Source organism: Aestuariispira insulae (genome assembly GCF_003385955.1).
Lineage (GTDB): Bacteria > Pseudomonadota > Alphaproteobacteria > UBA8366 > Aestuariispiraceae > Aestuariispira > Aestuariispira insulae.
This window is the reverse complement of record NZ_QRDW01000002.1, coordinates 308,655-326,706: the sequence shown is the minus strand read 5'-3', so window position 1 is coordinate 326,706 and position 18,052 is coordinate 308,655. Positions and strand designations below refer to the sequence as shown.

Sequence of the window (18,052 nt, the reverse complement as noted above, 5' to 3'; positions counted from 1 at the left end):
GGGAGGGCGAAAGCCCTCCCTTTCTTTTTCTGAAAACTCAGCCTATCAGTAGTTGGCGTCCGGCATGCTTTCTTTTTTCTTGGCCACATATTCTTCCAGGGCTTCTTTGACGCCCTCGTCGATGGCCGGCGCTTCATATTGGTTGAGCAGCTTTTTGTAATATTCGTTGGCACGCTCTTCCATGGTCTTGGAACCTTCGGATTCCCACTGTTCGAACGAGTTATTGTCCGCCAGCGGTGACCGGTAGAAGGCATTTTCAAAGTTTGCCTGGGTATGAGCACAACCCAGGAAATGGTTACCCGGACCAACTTCACGCAACGCATCCATCGCCTGGCCGTTCTCGGACATGTCCGGACCTTCCAGCAGACGCCCCATCATGGCAGCCTGATCGGCATCCATAACGAATTTCTCATAAGACATGGCCAAACCGCCTTCACACCAACCAGCTGTGTGCAGCATGAAGTTCACGCCGCCCAGCGCTGCGGTCTGCAATGTGTTCGCCGCTTCATAGGCCGCCTGCGCATCCGGGGTCTTGGAGGCATTCAGGCCGCCGCCGGAGCGGAACGGCACACCCAAACGGCGCGCCAGCTGGCCAGCGCCATAGAGCACCAAGGAAGGTTCCGGGGTGCCGAAGGTCGGTGCACCGGACTGCATGGAGATGGAGGACGCAAAGGTACCAAACACCACCGGTGCGCCCGGGCGCACCAGCTGGGTCAGGGCCATCCCGGCCTGAGCCTCGGCAAAGATCTGGGTCAGCGTACCGGCAACGGTCACAGGGCTCATGGCACCCGACAGGATGAATGGCGAAATCACACAAGCCTGGTTATTGCGCGCATAAACCTTCAACGCGCCCAGCATGGTATCGTCGAAAATCATCGGCGAGTTGGCGTTGATCAGGTTGATGACAACACAGTTCTGGTCGACAAACTCATCCCCGAACAGGATTTTACACATATCAACCGTGTCCTGGGCGCGTTCCGGCGCCGTGACAGAGCCCATGAACGGCTTGTCGGACAGGGTCATATGGGTGAGGTTCATATCCAGATGGCGTTTATTCACCGGCAGGTCGACCGGCTCACAAACGGTGCCTCCGGAATGGTGCAGACCGGGGCTCATGTAAGCCAGCTTCACGAAATTGCGGAAATCCTCAATGGTCGCATAGCGGCGGCCTTCATCCAGGTTGCGGATGAAAGGTGAACCATAGGCCGGCACCAGAACCGAATTGCCTTCACCGATCTTTACGGTGCGGGCAGGGTTGCGCGCATGCTGGGTAATGACGGAAGGCGCGGTCTTCTGGATGATCTGGCGCAGCATGCCGCGTTCAAAACGCACACGTTCACCCTGGACGTCGGCACCTGCCTCTTTCCAGATCTCCAGCGTTTCCGGATCGTCACGGAACTCGATACCGATTTCCTGCAAAACGGTATCGGCGTTATATTCGATTGTGGCGAGATGCTCTTCGTTGAACGGCTCGAAATAACCGATGCCGCGGGAAATGTAAGGTTTGAACGCCTTTGCGCCGCCGGATCTGGATGCCTGACGCGCGGCACGACCGCCTCCGCCTGCACCCCGTCCGCCACGACCACGCCGCCCCCGACCTTCTGTTTCCGCATCGCTCATTTATTAACCCTCCGGGCTTTATATATGGATTGTCTGGCACCAGCCATTTTCCGACTGATTGTCAGCCGTTATGCCCATAGTTCGCGACCGATACCCCCACAAACGCGACGCAGTTATCGCAAACGCGCGTCATCCCCAGCAAGACTGGCACCCATTGGGCAGATTGAGCCTATTTTTTCATATTGCGCGGTGCTTCATGCGACCATAATGTTCAGATCTAAACCTCTCTGCAAATGGAAGAAAAATGGACGCAAGCCGCTTCATCGACCACATGGCTGACATCGGCAAAGCCGATATCGGGATCGAGGAAAAAATCATGACTTGGCTGCAATTGCTGGCCGGCGTCCGCCAATCCATGCTGGGACAGGAAATGATCCGTCGCTATGGCCGTGTGGTGCAGGGCGGCCCCTTCAAAGGTATGAAACTGACTCTGGAAAATCCATCCACGTTCCACCTGATGGGCTTTTACGAAACACCCCTGCTGCCCCATCTGGAAGAATTGGCAAGCCGCCCATATGACCACATCATCAATCTCGGCAGCTCTTTCGGCTATTACGCCGTCGGCATGGCCCTGAGGATTCCGGAAGCGGATGTTGTGATCTATGAGATCGACGACAATATCCGCCAGATGTGCCGCGAAATGGCCGCATTAAACAATGTTGAAGATCGATTTGATTTCCGAGGCGCCGCGGAAGGGTCGGAGCTGGAAGCCTTCCAGGACGGTCGAAGCTTGATCATCTGCGATATAGAGGGTGCCGAAAAAACCATACTCGACCCACAACGCTATCCAGCGCTCACCGGGATGGACATACTGGTCGAACTTCACGATTGCATCGATGACAGTATTTCTGCTGAGTTAACACGGCGCTTTGAAAAAACCCACGACATTATAATTGCGGAAAACGACCGGATGACCATTGAATATCCGCCCCTTTTCAAGGAACTGGCCTCCATAGACCAGGTGATTGCCGCTTGGGACGGCCGCTCTGGCCCGACGCCCTGGGGCATCTTTACTGCCCGCTAAAACACAGAAACCAAGCGCAAACAGGCAACGGTTTCTCAGGCGTCGGCACGCGCGCGCACAAAGGCAATAAGCTCATCCGCCTCCAGCGGTTTGGAATAATAATATCCCTGCACCTGATCACATCCGAGCGTTTTGAGGATGTTGACATGATCCGCCGTTTCCACCCCTTCGGCAATCACCTTCATGCCAAAATTATGGGCCAGCGTGATGATCGTTTCTGCGATCACCGCATCGCCACGCCGTTCGGTCACATGTTTAATGAAGGACTGATCGATTTTGAGCACATCCACATCCAATTGCTGCATGTAGGAGAGCGAGGAATAACCCGTGCCGAAATCATCAATCGCCAACTCGACTCCAATTTGTTTTAACTGGGAAAAGATGGCAATTGCCTCCTGCACATCAACCATGATGACGCTTTCCGTCAATTCCAGCTTAAGCATACCGGCCGGGAGCCCGGTTTCCTCCAGGATCTGGGAAACTGTTTCCGGGAAATCACCGGCAAAGATCTGATGCATGGATACATTGACCGAAACAGGAACCCCATCCCAGCCATCTTCCATCCAGCGCATCATCTGGCAGCAGCATTCCCGCAGAATCCATTCTCCTGCTGCTACGATCAGGCCAGACCGCTCCATCTCCGGGATGAATTTATAAGGCGGAATGACCGTGCCATCCTGTTTGCGCCAGCGCATCAGGCCTTCCATACCGGATACTTTATCATTTTCCAGGCAGAATTGCGGCTGGTAATGAACAAACAGTTCGCCTTTGTCGATTGCCTTGCGCAGATCCGTCACCAATTCGGCCCGGGCCTGCACTTCTTCATCCATCTCTGCTTCATAATAACAGAAGGTATCACGGCCCATGTCCTTGGCACGTCGCAAGGCCAGCCAGGCATTGCGCATGATGCTCTCAGCCGTCGCCCTTGAGGCATTTCCCGCATTCAGGCGGGTGATGCCCAAAGTCACATGCAGCGGGATCGCGTAAGCCTCCACCTCCGAGACCATGTAAAGGGATTTCTGGAAAGACGCTACATCCAGGTCAATCGCATTTTCACCACCGGTCTTGAAGATATAGCCAAACTCATCGCCGGAAATACGGCAGACAACCACTGGGGAAGCGGCAACTCCGAGGCAATGATTGGCAAAATCCTTGAGAACAATATCGCCATTTTCCTGGCCGATCAGGTCATTGATATCATCGAAATGATCAAGGTCCGCATCAATCACCAGATATTCATCACCCTCATCCATATCATTGATCAGGGTCCGCAGCCGTTCCAGGAAAAGCGAACGGTTACCAAGCTTGGTCAGTTGATCCTGGAAGGCAAGCTTCCGGACATGCTGGAAGAGATCCACATTATCAAGGCCAATCACAGCATTTGCGCAAAAAACGTCCAAGAGCTGGCGCTCGGTGCCATCAAGCGGCCGTTCCAGCCCGACATAAATCACCAGATATCGTTTGCCCTGGGTTTTGAGATGAAAACAGGCATGGGCATTGTCAAAGACAGGGATCCCTTCCTCCAGCGCCTTACCGACCATTTCATGGACTGCCGGCGGCAAAGACTGATCCGCCAGCGCACCGGCGCAATTCCCAAGATCCCCCCGGCCGCACAAAATAATCGCCTGGTCATTTTCATCCCGAGCGACAATCAGGGCCTGCTGGTTGGATGGCAAGAAGGAAATCAAATGATCGCCCAGTCGGGATATGAACCCCTCCGCATCCCGATGCTGCATCAACTCGCCGGCACAGGTCATGATTTTTTCCAGGCCGCGGCGGTTATTGTTAATCTCGAACAGCTGTTCGAAGGACCGGAGCGCCGTGGTCACCGTGGTGAACAACTTTTCCTGCGTTAGTTCGGTCTTGGTCTTATAATCATTGATGTCATAGCGGGTGATCACTTCCCATTCCGGGGCGACACCGGGCTGGCCGGTGCGCAAGATAATCCGCACATCCTTATTATCCATTTCATTGCGGACAAATTCGATCAGACGCAGGCCAGCATCATCGGTTTCCATGACAACATCAAGCAGAATGACCGCGATATCGTCATTGTTACGCAGATGATCCTTAGCCTCATCCGCAGAATAGGCATGCAGCAATTCGATGGAATTGCCGCGATATTCGAAATCAGACAGAACAAAACGGGTGCTTGTGTGAATAGCCTCGTCATCGTCAACGACCAACAGGCGCCAATGATGCACATCCGCCTCATCTTCATCGGCGAAAAACTCATCGTCGATCAAGAAGTCGTCGTCGTCCGTCCTAATGGCTTGGCCTCCTGACATGTGCACTAACTCTTCTTATTATATTATCATTCTGACACTGACGGCCCGGCTGTTTCTCCGTCCCCGCCAGAACCAATGAGCCTATGGAAAACCGCACCCCTCTGGCAATCATTCCATATCAAATAGTGTTAGCCCTCATTCGTTAAAAAAAATATAACATCCCAATGCTTAACCCTTTCTGAGTCTATAGCATTCATTAGATTGTTTTCACACCAATTTTTCCCTGAAAAGACCGTCATTTGACGCAACGGACAGATAAAAACGACGTGTATTTTCCGATTGTTTTCCGTCTTGGTTTCGATATCACCGAAGCAAAGAGCGACAAATCACCCCGTCCTTCGCCAGCGGCAGGCGCATCTCGACCTATGATCACCCCGCTTTTGACAGGGCCCGTTCGCGCGGCAAGGTCACCCGGACGGTCACCCCCTCGCCCAGTTGACTCAAGATTTCCAAACGGCCGCCATGCTGTTCGACCATCGCCTTGACAATGGGGAGGCCCAGGCCAATCCCTTCATGCTGCCGGACCATCGCGGTTTCAACCTTGCCAAAGGGCTCCAGCACCGTGCCAATATTGTCCGGATCAATCCCAATGCCCGTATCCTGGACTTCCAAACAGGGACATCCACCCGCCCCCAGATAGGCACGAATAGTGATCACCCCGCCTTGCGGTGTGAACTTGATCGCATTGGATAACAGGTTCAGCAAAATCTGTTTCAGCCGGCGGTTATCGGCACGCAGCCACGGCATTTGCGGCTCGATTTCCGTTTTCAGTTTCAGATGCCGCTCGGAAGCACGCACCCGGATCATCTCCACGCAGCTTTGAATCATGTCCGAAATTTCGAATTCGGTTTCTTCCAATTCCATCGTGCCGGATTCAATCCGTGAAACATCGAGAATATCATTAATGATCGAGAGGAGGTAATTGCCGGAATCATGAATATCGCGCGCATAGCCCCGGTAGGCCTCATTGCCGATGGGCCCCAAAAACTCGTTCATCATCATATCCGAAAAACCGATGACCGCATTCAGCGGCGTGCGCAATTCGTGGCTCATGTTATTCAGGAATTCGGTCTTGGTCCGGTTGGCATAATCCGCCCGTTTTATTTCCTGTTCCAACTCTACTGTACGCTCGCGCACGCGCTCCTCCAGATGCGCCAGGGTATCCTGCAACGCCAGTTGGGCCTGGCGGCGTTCTTCAGCCTCCAAATGCAAATCCTGGTTCAATTTCTCCAAGTTGACCTGGGCATCCTTGATCTCGGTCACATCATAGGCCCAAAACAGGATGCAATCCTGGCCTTCATGATGGATCGGATCCCATGAGGTCAACACCCAGTATTCCCGCCCCGTCAGATCCCGCATCCGCATTTCACGCGATGCCACCCGTCCTTCGGTCCGCATTATTTCACGGAAAACCTCGCGTTGCTCTATTTCGACCCAGTGATCCAGGGTGGTCTGGCCCAGCAGGCTTTCCACGTCAGGATAACCGAACATGTCGGCACTACGCTGGTTGGCAAAAAGGATCTTGCCGCTAGCAACAGAGGAAATGCCCACCGCGATAGGGCTGGCATTCAAGATCCGGATCAGCCGCCGTTCATTTGCCTGCAGCAATTGCTGCTGATCATGAAGCTCGGTCACGTCGGAAAGAAACGCAAAAGAGCCGGTCACGGTGCCATCGGGAGCATAAAGGGCCGTTGCATGCACAACGGTGCGCAACAAGCTGCCGTCTTTCTTCAGATAGTCCATGGGAAAGGTGCGCCGTGACTGGGTTTCACGCATATTAATCCGCGCCACCAACTCTTCTTCCTGGCCGGGCGCGATGAAATCCATCGGCGTCTTGCCCATGATATCTTCACGATCCCGCCCAAACATCAGGCACAGCGATTCGTTCACATCCACCGTGCGCTTATTCTTATCGATCTGCCAATATCCCTGCTGGCTGGTCGCCAGGATCGACTGCAGGAAGGCCTCCCTTTCCTGCAACTTTTGCTCGGCTTTCTTTCGGGTGGTGATATCGTTAAAAACCGCGACAACCCCGCCATCTTCGGTCGGAGAGCGATAAACCTCCAGCACACCGCCCGGCACCCGGTCTTCATAGACCATCAAACCATCTTCCCGATAGGAACGTGCCCGGCGTCTCACAAGATCCTTTGTCAGCCCCGGCCCGTAGTCCCCACGGTCCGCACGGAACTGGAATATCTCTGTCAGATTGATCCCTGTCCTCACCATTTCATCGGGCAGCTGATACAATTCCCGGAAACGCCGGTTATAGGCAATCAGCGTCAGTTCCTGATCCACAACCATAAAACCGCCGGACATGCTGCCAAGCGCTGCTTGAAGGCGGTTCTCGCTGTCGCGCAAGGCCTTTTCGGTAGCATGCCGGGCCTCAATCTCTTGCTTAATCGCCTCGGTGCGCTCTTCAACCAGCTGTTCAAGACGATCCCGATGGCGGATCAGCTCTTCTTCATTCCGCTTCAGCGCCGTTACATCGTCAAAAAATCCGATAATGCCGATGACGTTGCCGGATTTATCGCGCAAGGGAGCCTTGCTGGAATCGATAATCCGGGTGCTGCCATCCGAGCCGCGAAATGGGCGGACTTTGTGAAGCGAGGGCCTGTTTTCCCGGATGACCTTGAGATCCGTCTCGACATAAAGCTCTGCATCCCCTGCCCCCCAGGCGAGATCCGCATCCTTCAGACCGATGATTTGATCCGGTGTACCGACACCCGCCGCCCGGGCAAAATTGAGATTGCAGCCAAGATAGCGGCCTTCGACATCTTTCCAATAGATATATTGCGGCGTGCTTTCCACCACCAGCTTCAGGAATTCATGGGAATTCACGTCCGCCGCAAGATTAGTGATGCTGCTTTCATCAATATTTATTGGAAAAGGGGCACAACTCTGATCGGAAGGCAACTGAGATGCAGCCGACAAGGCCCGCCCCTGCCGGAGATCAAGCAGTTCCTCAACCAATTCCGCCTTGGTTTTCCTCAGCAGGGATTTCCGCAGGTCATCCTCGGCCGTCATGAACTCCTCGAAACTGCAGGCTGCGGGCGATTATACCCGGCATCCGGAGATTAGCCCCCTTCCCAACATGTTAATGCCGGATCCTCCGGCCTTGCAACTCCCTTAGTCCACGATCAGGGTCGATCGGACCGGTTCCCGCTAACTGGATCAGCCGTTGCCCAGGATCTGCAGGATCGCACGCGATTGCTGACCGGCAATGGAAATAGAATTGATGCCCAGGGCCTGCCCCGTCTGGGCCGCAACCGTGTTAGCCGCTTCCTCATTCAAATCCGCCAGGGTCAGCTTATCGGCACCAGTTGTCAGGTTATTGACCTGCTCTTCCGTGAAGTTCAGCCGTTCTTGAAGCAAAGCCACATTGGATCCCAATGTCGCCGCCTGCCCCCGCAACCGGCTGATGCCCTGATCCAGAGCGGCAACAACATTATTGATCGCATTCGGATCCGACGCCGCCGCTGTGAAACTGCCGCCGGTCAACCCGAAAGCGGACGCATTGAAACTGCCGTCCGATTGAAAGGCCGCTACCGAAAATAAGCCATTTTGGGTATCCACCGCCGTGCCATCCAGATTTAGCCCGTTGACCTGCAGTTGCGAGGCGGTGCGGTTGTCAAAGGAGATATCGAGCCGGTTGTTACCGGCCAGCAGATTAACCCCGTTATAGGAAGCATCTTCCGCCAGGTTGGCAATCTGTTTGCCAATCTCGTTGAACTGTTCGGTCAGGGCACGCTGCTCGTCTGGGCTAGCGGATCGGGCGGCCTCAGCCAAACCTTTTAGCTGTTTGGTGAAACTATCAATGGCTTCAACACCGATATTGGCAACATTCAGCGCGCTGATCCCTTGATCCACCGACTGTTTCTTCTGCCCCAAATCCAGGGCCCGGTCAGTCAGCGCCTTTGCGATCTGAAAGGCACGCGGATCGTCGGTGATTTTATTCACCTTGCGCCCGGAGGACAGTGCCTCCTGCGCCTTGCCGGCAATTTTGGTGATTCGATTGACTGCCTGCAGGGATGCGTTGATCCCCGCGGACTTGGAAATATCACTCATCGTCTCTCTCCGTTCTGGAACCGGGAACACCCTTTCTGGCCGTCCCCGAGACGTTACTTCTCTCTCAACTGCATATGTTAGCACATCAAGGGAAAATGCCCAAGCATTGCCCGCTCTCTTCCGGATCAGCCAAATTGCGATTGAGCCGGAATGAACCACATGCTATCTACCCTGCCGATGGTTCCGCCGGGCCAGACGGCGAAGGCGGATGAAAAGGGAACATGGTGAGGCGTACCCATCAGGGACCAAAACCATGGCTGCCCCCGCAACTGTGAACGGCGAGCGCCTGCCCGCAATCCACTGGCCGGAAATTGGCTGGGAAGGAGGGTAGGAAGCATCAGACCCGTGAGCCAGGAGACCTGCCATTACATTTATAACTTCAACCGGACGGGGTGTTCCGGGAGGGCAGAATGGCACTTTACGAACGCATATTTTTCCATCAGCGCCGTGATCGGTTCCATCCGCCTTGCCGGACAGAATTCCTGCAAGTTAAGGACATGATCATGCGAAAAATCCTGCTGGCCTTTGCCGCCAGCCTCGCCTCACTGCCAGTGGCTGCCGAGACGGTATCTCTCAACAACTGTGGCCGCGACATTCATTTTGACGCCGCACCGGAAAAGGTCGTTTCCATCGGCCAGGCCGCAACCGAAATCCTCTATGCGCTCGATCTCGGTGACAAGGTTGCCGGCACAAGCGTCTGGTTCACCGACATCCTGCCGGAATTCAAGGCGGTTAATGATCGGGTTGAACGCATGGCTGACAATGACCCCAGTTTTGAGGCTGTGGTTGCCAAGCGGCCACAGTTGGTGGCCTCGCAATATGAATGGTATGTCGGCCCCAAAGGCACGGTCGGCACCAGACCCCAGTTCCATGAGCTTGGCATCCAGACCTATATCCTGCCCACGGATTGCGTCGGCAAGGATAATGCAACCGGCGGCGACGGCACCCGAAATGCCGCTTTCCATACCGGACTTATCCATCAGGGCATTCAAGAACTGGCTCAAATTTTCGGCATAGAGGAAAAAGGCGAGCGTCTGGTTGCCGACCTCCAACAGCGTGAGGCCGCCGCCCTCGCCAAGGTGGAGACGCTCAATCTCCGCGGTCTTTCCGCCGTATTCTGGTTCTCCAGCCCGGCGAAGATTGATGCCGATCCCTACGTTGCCGGCGGCAAGGGCGCGCCCGCCTATATCATGGACCGTCTGAACATCCGCAATGTGGTGGATACCGATGAAGAATGGCCGACGGTCGGCTGGGAGAGCATCGCCCGTGCCAACCCGAGCGTGATCGTGATCGCCCGGATGGAGCGCCGCAGGTTCCCGGCGGATGACTATCGAAAGAAACTGGAATTCCTGAAATCCGATCCGGTGACCAGCCAGATGGATGCCGTGAAGCATGATCGCATTATCATCATGGATGCCCATGCAATGGACCCGACCATCCGCACGATCGGGGCCATTGAGACCTTAGCGGAAAAGCTGCGGTCCTTTGGTCTGACCGGCTGACCCGGCTATGATGGCGATCTCGACAACCCGGTTTCCTGCCAGACGTCTAATCTGGGGCTTGCTGCCGCTTGCCTGCCTTGCCCTGTTGATGGCGTTTGCCATCGGTGCCGCGGTTGGCGAGACCGCCATTCCGCTTGCCACTATTTTCAAAACCATTGGCAACCGGCTCTTTGGGCTGGACTATCCCCTGGATCCTATTGATGCGGGTATCATCTGGAATTACCGGCTGAGCCGGGCGGCAGTGGCCGCCTGTGTCGGTGCCGCTCTGGCGGTTTCCGGAGTTATTTTGCAGACCCTGCTGCGCAACGCCCTGGCCGACCCCTATCTGCTGGGCATATCCGCTGGGGCTTCCACCGGGGCGGTGGCCGTGGCCATCCTCGGCATTGGCGGCGGCATGGTTTCATTGTCGCTGGGGGCCTTTGCCGGGGCTGCACTGGCCTTTATCCTAATCGCGCTGCTGGCCGGACGGGCGGGCAGCGGCCCGGCCCAGATCATCCTGGCCGGCATCGCCGGATCACAGCTGTTCAATGCCCTGACCTCGCTGATTGTGACTAAATCCGCCAATGCGGATCAGGCGCGCGGGATCATGTTTTGGATGCTTGGCAATCTAAGCGGTGTGCGCTGGGCGGATTTTCAACTGGCACTGCCGGCCACGGTTGCCGGCCTGTTAGCCTGTCTCTGGCACGCCCGTGCCCTGGACGGGTTTTCCTTTGGACGCGATTCCGCCGCGTCGCTCGGCATTCCCGTGCGCCGGGTTCAACTCATCCTGATCGGGATGGCGGCCTTCATGACTGCGGTCATGGTGAGCCTGGTCGGCTCGATCGGCTTTGTCGGGCTGGTGGTTCCTCATGCTGCCCGCATGATTGTCGGCACCAGGCATCTTCTGTTGCTGCCCACCTCGGCACTGACCGGTGCGCTTTTCCTGATCATGAGTGATGTCATTTCAAGAATTCTATTCGAGGGACAGGTGCTGCCCATCGGCGTTGTCACCGCCCTGATCGGCGCGCCCGCCTTTGCTTTGATCCTGATCCGCTACAGAAAGCCGCAATGATGATTGACGCCCGCAATGTCAGTTGGAACGCCGGTGCGAAACCCGTGCTGCACCCTTCCAGCCTTACCGTCCAGCCTGGCGAGACCCTTGGCCTGATCGGCCCCAATGGATCGGGCAAATCGACCTTGCTGCGCCTGCTGGCGGGATTGCGTGCAAGCCGCTCAGGCTCGGTTCGGCTGAATGGCAGGGATATGGCCAAGCTCCCCCGACGAGAGATCGCTAAGCAGATCGCCCTTGTGGAACAGCAGGCAGAAACTGCTGACCTTATTCGGGTCCGCCAGGTGGTGGAGTTGGGCCGCCTGCCCTATCTCAAAGCCCTCGGCCGGCAGTGTGGCACAGACCATGACGCGGTAACAAAGGCCCTGGATCGGGTGGAGATGATCCATATGGCCGACCGCTTCTGGCACACATTGTCCGGCGGTGAACGCCAGCGGGTCCATATCGCCCGCGCGCTGGCACAGGAACCGGCTTATCTGCTGCTGGATGAACCCACCAACCATCTCGACATCAAGCATCAGATCGGCATCTTGGGCCTAGTCAAAGCGCTCCCGCTGACCACCGTCATGGTCTTGCATGACCTCAATCATGCCATCCGCTACTGTGACCGGCTCGCACTCCTGCACGAGGGTAAAATCCTGGCCGCCGGCCCCGCAGAAAAGGTGCTGAGCCCTGCCCTGATCCGGCAGGTTTTTGAAGTTGATGCCCAGATTGAGCCAGGGGCGGATAAAGAAAATCCCACAATCCGTTTCAAAGCCAGAGCCGCATAAAAACCGCGCTTTCCAAGCAGTTTTCCATTTGCTATCAGAGATCCCGGACCGGCAACAACCCTTCCCACCAATGCCGTTTTGTTTTACAGTCGTATAAGTAACACCTGTTCGTCTCATTTATTCCCGACAATGGAGTCCCCATGGCAGAGGCCGAGAAGACCCAGCCGAAATTCCACCGCCTCGAAGCCGATGAACGACGGGAAGCCTTGATCAACGCCACCATCCGATGCCTGGCCAGGCTGGGTCCGCGCGCCACATCGGTGCGCGAGATTTGCGCGGAAGCGGGGGTATCACCGGGATTGCTGCGCCATTATTTTGAAGGCAAGGATGATCTGGTGGCCCAGGCCTATCTGCATCTCACATCAAAACTGAACGAACGGGTGGAGAGTTTTCTGCTGGATCAGGCACAGCCGCCTGAATCACGGCTGGAACAACTGTTCTTGCATATCCTGACCGAAGAATGGGTCTCCGATGAAATCCTGGGGGTTTGGGTCGCTTTCTGGAGTTTGCAGCGCAGTGATGAGCGCCTGTCAAACCTGCACCGGGTCTATAACCGCGAATTCAGAGACCTGATTGGCAAAGTGCTTGAGGAGTTAGCCGCGGAACGGGAAATCAAGACCAATATCCGCCTGGCTGCGATCAGTCTGTCCTCCCTGCTCGACGGTTTATGGCTGGAACTTTGCCTGGATCCAGACGGATTTTCAGCCCAGGAAGGCATCGCTATCTGCCGGAGTTGGCTGGACGGTTTCCTGGGACGTGATGTGCATGACGGCATGCGCAACGCCAAGGCCTGATCCCCCACCCCATCAAACCATTGATATAAATCTATTTTCCCACTTTCCTTTTCCCTGAAGGAAAAATAAGCCTGCTTGCCTCTTGCATCCGCGACCGGCTTTATTATACGCTCGTACAAATACAAAAACGAGGACAGAACGGATCTGGCCATACCGGTCAAATAACAGGGAGCTATCAAGACAATGATCAAGAAGAGCCTTAAACTTGCACTGGGTGCAATGATTGCCATGACGCCCGTCTATCTGGCGGAAGCCGGTGAGACCCTGGACAGGGTCATGAAGAATAAACAGCTGGTGCTGTCTTCCGACGCCGCCTACCCGCCGCAATCCTTCCTCAATGACGAAAATGAGATGGATGGCTTTGATGTGGATGTGGCCAAGGAAATCGCCAAGCGCATGGGCGTTGAGCTGACTATCATCACGCCGGCCTGGGAAGTGATCACCGCCGGTAACTGGAACGGTCGCTGGGATCTGTCGGTCGGATCCATGACGCCGACCAAGGAACGCGCCGAAGTGCTGAGCTTCCCGGCGGTTTATTATTATACCCCTGCCTCTTTCGCCGTGCATAAAGATTCCGGCGCAGGCTCGCTGGATGATCTGAACGGCAAGACCATCGGGGTTTGCGGCGGCTGCACCTACGATGCCTATATGGACAAAAATCTGGTGATTGATGCCGAAGGCGTACCGGCCTTTGATTATCAGGTCTCCGCCGGCGAAAAACGCACATATGAGACCGACACGAATGCCTTTGACGATCTGCGCCTGGGCGACGGGAAACGCCTGGACGCGGTGCTCTCTGCCCTGCCGACCCTGCAGGAAGCCATGAAAAACGGCTATCCGTTCAAGACTGTTGGCAAACCGGTCTTTTATGAGCCGCTGGCCATTGCCACCGACAAGGGCGATCCGGAATTTGATGCCAAGATCAAAGAGATTGTCGCCGCCATGAAATCGGACGGTACCATGAAGACGCTGTCTGAAAAATGGTATGGCGTCGATTATACCAGCACCAATTAATCGGTGAAGCCTGGATATCGGCATGAGTATCACTGATACATTGTCTGGCGAACGGCCACGCCCCACGTGGCTGTTCGTCTTTCTGATCGCCTCCGCCCTGTTCGTCGTGATTGATTTCCGGGGCACCGGCCTGGAAAGCCTGGTCGCCGGTCTGACCGGGCCAGAGACAGCCTCCGGGACTGTTGGCATGTTGCTGACCGGCATTCTGGTGGGCGGCCTGTTTACCGCAAATGCCTATGCTATCAGCAGAATGCCGCATCTGTTCCAGGTCTGGATCACCTGGGCGGAACTGCTTGTTTTGTTTCTTGCCTTTTTCTGGTCCTTCGATCTTTCCTATGAATTCATCGAGAAAAAGATCACATTCCTGCTGGGCGGGGCCTGGACCACCATCTATATATCGGTGATATCCATCATCCTCGCCAGCGCCATTGCCATGGCCGGAGCCTTGGCACGGCTTTCCGATAATGGCTTTGCCTATGGATGTGCCACCTTCTACACTTCCTTTTTCCGGGGCCTGCCGCTCCTGATGCAGCTTTACCTGGTCTATATCGGGCTGCCGCAGATGGGGTTTGTCATTGACCCCATTCCTGCCGGGATCATCGCACTATCGCTTTGTTATGGCGCCTATATGGCGGAGATTTTCCGCGCCGGTATCCAGGGCGTCCCGGAAGGCCAGCGCGAGGCAGCCGCGGCCCTTGGCCTGCATAAGGGCCTGACCTTTCGTAAAATTGTGCTGCCGCAGGCCATGAAGCTGATTGTGCCGCCGACCGGCAACCAGTTCATCGCCATGCTCAAAGACAGCTCACTTGTATCCGTGGTTGGGGTCTGGGATCTGACCTACCGGGCCAAAACGGCGGGCCGCGCAGAATTCAAGCATTTGGAGATGCTGATCACAGCCGCCCTGATCTATTGGCTGCTGACCATTGTGCTGGAGATTGTCCAGTCCAAGATCGAGGCCCATTACGGCAAGGGCGACATTCGCTAAGCGGCTTAGACACCTAATAGCCCCTGGAAACGGGGCAGACCGAAAACCCTTCATATCCACCCCGTTTCCAGCCGCTTTCTGAAATTATTTCAGATTTTCATAAAATTTGTTATAATTGTTATTGGGAGAGGCTCCGGAGTAATGCAGGAGCATCATTAATGACAAACAAGACCGAGCCGGCTGTTGACCTCATGCCATCCATGAGGGCTCTGTGCACCGCCTCCGAAAACAGAGACCGCAACAACCTGATTATCAAACGATTCCGGGCGGTTGTGGATCGTGAACTGGATGCGCTGAAACTATCTGGACTGATCGACGATCATGAGGATACCGGCGATGTATTACAGGCCATCTTAGAAAACAGGCTGAAACCGTTACAACAGTCAACGGGCCTGAGAAATACCTGTAAAACGCGTATTCACTAATATTTAACCTACTATGTGTTAAAGAAGGATTTGTGAGGTTTTCCAGCCCATTGCAAGAGGCTGGAAGATGAGACAGACAGTATTGGGGGAACAATGGCTGCTACTGCAAAATACGAATCTTCCGTGGAAACACCCCTGCCGCAACCGGCCCAGGCCTATCTTGTCCGGGACGAGGTGATCCGCGATTTCAAGGAAAAACTTTTTGGTGATCTCAGCACGCTTGAGGATGAAGGCAAACTCCAAGATGCTGAAGAAACCCTGGATATGTTAGCCACCATTCTCGATCACCGGCTTCTCTGACGTCCGCTGATCCAAAAGAAGAAACAAGAATGCCCCCAGCAGGAACTGGGTGGCAAGCCACCAGCTTTGCCAGATGCTAAAGCTGAAATTTCCCATGACCACAATCATAAGAAGGGTTGGGAAAGCCGCCCGCATGCCAGCCGGCCCCAACCTTTTTTCAATGTTTTTAAAAACCGTGACCAGCAGGCCACAGAACAGAACCGCGCCAATCATGCCGGTTTCCAGCAGGATTTGGAGACCAAGATTATGGGGATGCAGGGGCATGATCGCAGGTTTGATTCCCGCAAGATACTCCCGCCATACCCCATGGGTCTGATAGATTTCCGGCAAAGATTCTAATGTTGCGACTTGTCCTTCGCCAAAGAAACGGGCGCTGCCCAACCCATGCCCGGCCCAGAAAGCCTGGTCCACCAGGCCACGGGCAAAATCCCAGATCGCCAGGCGATGCAGCAAGGAGGGCGGGAACGGCACGCCAGCCTCCAACAGCGGCGCCAGATTTTGCGGCGTCAGGACAAAGGGCATGACCAGCAGCAACAACCCAGCCAGCAGGCTGAGCGCCAAGAAACCTGATCGAGGGGCCAGACGGATCAGGACGGCGCCCGCCAATGCAACCGGCAGGGCCAGTTTGGCCGCATGCATGATTGAGGGATGCAGCAAAACACCAACCCCACATAACCCGACCAGCAGCGCCAGGCGGTGACGCTGCTGATGCCAGGCGGCAAATCCCAGCATCACGGACAGGATTAATATGATCGAGGAGCCGGGCTTCAGCATATTCGACACATACCCCTCGCCCTTCCATTGGCTGTAGAATTCCGATATGCCCAGTCCGGTTGCGAGGTCGGCCAGCAGAAAAGCGGCCGCAACGAAATAGCCCGCCACAAGCAGGCTCAGCAGGCTTCGCCCACCGCCAAAGGCACCGCCAGGAAGACAAAACAGCAAAAAGGCCAGCGGCAAGCCGATCAGGAACTTCATGATCCTGTCGCCGATCAATTGCGGTTGATCAGCCCATATCCACCCCAAAGCCGCCCAGCCGAGATAAAGCCCAACCGCAGCCAGGATGCCCGCAAAGACAATCCAGCCATGCCGGTTTGGCCGTGCCAACGGCAGGGAGAGCAGCGCCATCAACATGAACAGGATGGATGCCTGGACCGGCGCCCATAGGAACAATGGTGCAGACAGCGTCAGCAGGACCGACAGGCCCGCGATAGCCGCTTTTCTTGCCGGACCGGATTGCAGGATCGGAATCATCTCACCCCAGAGACAGATTGGAACATGTCGCCAAAATGACATGATCGTCATTTTAAATCACGTCTTTTCAATAAGATCACCGTTTCCGCTGGTCTCACCACCCGCCAGAGCCCCCGAACGGGAAAAACACTGCCTTCCCCTTGACCGGAACCTTACGCACAGGGCTAATTAGGGGCACATTTTTTTGACCATCCAAGGATACCGGCAACCATGACCCTCTCCAGCGAACAGGAACTCAACGACCTGAAAGCGATCGGCCGCATTGTCGCCCGCACGCTTCAGGCCATGGGACAGGCGCTGGAACCGGGGATGACCACCAGGGAACTGGACGATTTGGGCCGGAAAATACTGGAAGAAGCCGGGGCGCAATCCGCGCCGGAACTGATGTATGATTTTCCCGGCTGCACCTGCATCAGCGTCAATGAAGAGGTGGCCCATGGCATTCCCGGCGACCGGGTGATCCAGGCGGGCGACCTGGTCAATATTGATGTATCAGCCGCCAAGAACGGCCTGTTTGCCGATACCGGGGCCTCTTTCCCCGTTCCGCCTGTACGGCCGGAGATTGAGAAACTCTGCCGGGACGGACGCAAGGCGATGTGGACCGGCCTGAAACAGGCCAAGGCCAACAAGCCATTGGCCCGGATCGGGCAGGAAATCGGAAAATTCGCCGAAAAGAACGGTTATACCCTGGTCAAGAACCTGGCCAGCCATGGTGTCGGCCACAGCCTGCATGAAGACCCGCGCGAGATTGCCACCTGGCCGGACCCAACCGAAAAGCGGATTATCAATGAAGGGCTGGTTTTCACCATCGAACCCTTCTTGTCCATGGGGGCCGACTGGGCGGAAACCATGGGCGATGACGATCCCTGGACGCTTTATTCCGACCCTTGTGCGCCCACTGTCCAATATGAACATACGGTGGTCGCGACCAAAAAAGGGCCGTTGGTGATCACGGTAACGGCCTGA

The 18,052-nt window shown here is 55.6% G+C and carries 15 protein-coding genes and 1 riboswitch; of the genes, 10 read left to right on the top strand and 5 right to left on the bottom strand.

The genetic code is table 11. The annotated features are described in order from the left end of the window. Window positions 1-45: 45 nt before the first annotated feature. Complete coding sequence (locus tag DFP90_RS07535; RefSeq protein WP_115935846.1) at window positions 46-1,620, bottom strand: trimethylamine methyltransferase family protein; 1,575 nt, start codon at window positions 1,618-1,620, stop codon at window positions 46-48. Window positions 1,621-1,864: 244 nt separating this feature from the next. On the opposite strand from DFP90_RS07535, the gene DFP90_RS07530 reads away from it, so the two are divergent. Next, complete coding sequence (locus DFP90_RS07530; protein ID WP_115935845.1) at window positions 1,865-2,644, top strand: class I SAM-dependent methyltransferase; 780 nt, start codon at window positions 1,865-1,867, stop codon at window positions 2,642-2,644. Between the two features lie 35 nt (window positions 2,645-2,679). Here the strand turns inward: DFP90_RS07530 and DFP90_RS07525 are convergent, their stop codons facing one another. The 3 genes from DFP90_RS07525 to DFP90_RS07515 form a co-directional block, all read right to left on the bottom strand. Then, window positions 2,680-4,932 (bottom strand): two-component system response regulator, encoded by a 2,253-nt coding sequence (locus DFP90_RS07525; protein WP_115935844.1) that lies wholly within the window; start codon window positions 4,930-4,932, stop codon window positions 2,680-2,682. A 369-nt stretch (window positions 4,933-5,301) separates the two neighbouring features. Continuing rightward, window positions 5,302-7,956, bottom strand: coding sequence for a PAS domain S-box protein (locus DFP90_RS07520; protein WP_115935843.1), 2,655 nt, complete (start codon window positions 7,954-7,956; stop codon window positions 5,302-5,304). Window positions 7,957-8,103: 147 nt separating this feature from the next. Next, window positions 8,104-8,997: a flagellin N-terminal helical domain-containing protein gene (locus DFP90_RS07515; protein WP_115935842.1), complete on the bottom strand. Its 894-nt coding sequence runs from the start codon at window positions 8,995-8,997 to the stop codon at window positions 8,104-8,106. A gap of 161 nt (window positions 8,998-9,158) precedes the next feature. Further along, a riboswitch (cobalamin riboswitch) is annotated at window positions 9,159-9,378 on the top strand. Window positions 9,379-9,500: 122 nt separating this feature from the next. Between DFP90_RS07515 and DFP90_RS07510 the strand changes: the two genes are divergently transcribed. The 8 genes from DFP90_RS07510 (at window position 9,501) to DFP90_RS07475 (ending at window position 15,835) form a co-directional block, all read left to right on the top strand. Then, a complete protein-coding gene (locus DFP90_RS07510) occupies window positions 9,501-10,499 on the top strand; it encodes an ABC transporter substrate-binding protein (RefSeq protein ID WP_245956995.1) in 999 nt (332 codons plus the stop codon). 7 nt (window positions 10,500-10,506) lie between these two features. Further along, window positions 10,507-11,550 (top strand): FecCD family ABC transporter permease, encoded by a 1,044-nt coding sequence (locus DFP90_RS07505; RefSeq protein WP_115935841.1) that lies wholly within the window; start codon window positions 10,507-10,509, stop codon window positions 11,548-11,550. Continuing rightward, window positions 11,547-12,317 carry an ABC transporter ATP-binding protein gene (locus DFP90_RS07500; RefSeq protein ID WP_115935840.1) on the top strand — a complete coding sequence of 257 codons (771 nt, stop codon included), beginning with the start codon at window positions 11,547-11,549 and terminating at the stop codon, window positions 12,315-12,317. The genes DFP90_RS07505 and DFP90_RS07500 overlap by 4 nt, the downstream gene beginning before the upstream one ends. 140 nt (window positions 12,318-12,457) lie before the next feature. Further along, entirely contained in the window at window positions 12,458-13,111 is a 654-nt protein-coding gene (locus DFP90_RS07495; RefSeq protein ID WP_115935839.1) for a TetR family transcriptional regulator C-terminal domain-containing protein, read from the top strand. A 183-nt stretch (window positions 13,112-13,294) separates the two neighbouring features. Beyond that, window positions 13,295-14,125 (top strand): transporter substrate-binding domain-containing protein, encoded by an 831-nt coding sequence (locus DFP90_RS07490; RefSeq protein ID WP_115935838.1) that lies wholly within the window; start codon window positions 13,295-13,297, stop codon window positions 14,123-14,125. 22 nt (window positions 14,126-14,147) lie between these two features. After that, window positions 14,148-15,110, top strand: coding sequence for an amino acid ABC transporter permease (locus tag DFP90_RS07485; protein WP_115935837.1), 963 nt, complete (start codon window positions 14,148-14,150; stop codon window positions 15,108-15,110). Window positions 15,111-15,268: 158 nt separating this feature from the next. Further along, window positions 15,269-15,535 (top strand): hypothetical protein, encoded by a 267-nt coding sequence (locus DFP90_RS07480; RefSeq protein WP_115935836.1) that lies wholly within the window; start codon window positions 15,269-15,271, stop codon window positions 15,533-15,535. Between the two features lie 93 nt (window positions 15,536-15,628). Beyond that, a complete protein-coding gene (locus DFP90_RS07475) occupies window positions 15,629-15,835 on the top strand; it encodes a hypothetical protein (protein ID WP_115935835.1) in 207 nt (68 codons plus the stop codon). Here DFP90_RS07475 and DFP90_RS07470 read toward each other — a convergent pair. Beyond that, window positions 15,803-17,128: an O-antigen ligase family protein gene (locus DFP90_RS07470; protein ID WP_218044608.1), complete on the bottom strand. Its 1,326-nt coding sequence runs from the start codon at window positions 17,126-17,128 to the stop codon at window positions 15,803-15,805. The two genes, DFP90_RS07475 and DFP90_RS07470, sit on opposite strands and share 33 nt — an antisense overlap. A 168-nt stretch (window positions 17,129-17,296) precedes the next feature. Here DFP90_RS07470 and map point away from each other — a divergent pair, with 168 nt between their 5' ends. After that, complete coding sequence (map, locus tag DFP90_RS07465; RefSeq protein ID WP_115935833.1) at window positions 17,297-18,052, top strand: type I methionyl aminopeptidase; 756 nt, start codon at window positions 17,297-17,299, stop codon at window positions 18,050-18,052.

Excerpts from the sequence above, each read along its gene's own strand:
- DFP90_RS07515 (WP_115935842.1), bottom strand. The coding sequence starts at position 8,997 with ATGAGTGATATTTCCAAGTCCGCGGGGATCAACGCATCCCTGCAGGCA.
- DFP90_RS07535 (WP_115935846.1), bottom strand. The coding sequence starts at position 1,620 with ATGAGCGATGCGGAAACAGAAGGTCGGGGGCGGCGTGGTCGTGGCGGA.
- DFP90_RS07530 (WP_115935845.1), top strand. The coding sequence starts at position 1,865 with ATGGACGCAAGCCGCTTCATCGACCACATGGCTGACATCGGCAAAGCC.
- DFP90_RS07485 (WP_115935837.1), top strand. The coding sequence starts at position 14,148 with ATGAGTATCACTGATACATTGTCTGGCGAACGGCCACGCCCCACGTGG.
- DFP90_RS07510 (WP_245956995.1), top strand. The coding sequence starts at position 9,501 with ATGCGAAAAATCCTGCTGGCCTTTGCCGCCAGCCTCGCCTCACTGCCA.
- DFP90_RS07475 (WP_115935835.1), top strand. The coding sequence starts at position 15,629 with ATGGCTGCTACTGCAAAATACGAATCTTCCGTGGAAACACCCCTGCCG.
- DFP90_RS07505 (WP_115935841.1), top strand. The coding sequence starts at position 10,507 with ATGATGGCGATCTCGACAACCCGGTTTCCTGCCAGACGTCTAATCTGG.
- map (WP_115935833.1), top strand. The coding sequence starts at position 17,297 with ATGACCCTCTCCAGCGAACAGGAACTCAACGACCTGAAAGCGATCGGC.
- DFP90_RS07495 (WP_115935839.1), top strand. The coding sequence starts at position 12,458 with ATGGCAGAGGCCGAGAAGACCCAGCCGAAATTCCACCGCCTCGAAGCC.
- DFP90_RS07470 (WP_218044608.1), bottom strand. The coding sequence starts at position 17,128 with ATGTCATTTTGGCGACATGTTCCAATCTGTCTCTGGGGTGAGATGATT.
- DFP90_RS07520 (WP_115935843.1), bottom strand. The coding sequence starts at position 7,956 with ATGACGGCCGAGGATGACCTGCGGAAATCCCTGCTGAGGAAAACCAAG.
- DFP90_RS07525 (WP_115935844.1), bottom strand. The coding sequence starts at position 4,932 with ATGTCAGGAGGCCAAGCCATTAGGACGGACGACGACGACTTCTTGATC.
- DFP90_RS07490 (WP_115935838.1), top strand. The coding sequence starts at position 13,295 with ATGATCAAGAAGAGCCTTAAACTTGCACTGGGTGCAATGATTGCCATG.
- DFP90_RS07480 (WP_115935836.1), top strand. The coding sequence starts at position 15,269 with ATGACAAACAAGACCGAGCCGGCTGTTGACCTCATGCCATCCATGAGG.
- DFP90_RS07500 (WP_115935840.1), top strand. The coding sequence starts at position 11,547 with ATGATGATTGACGCCCGCAATGTCAGTTGGAACGCCGGTGCGAAACCC.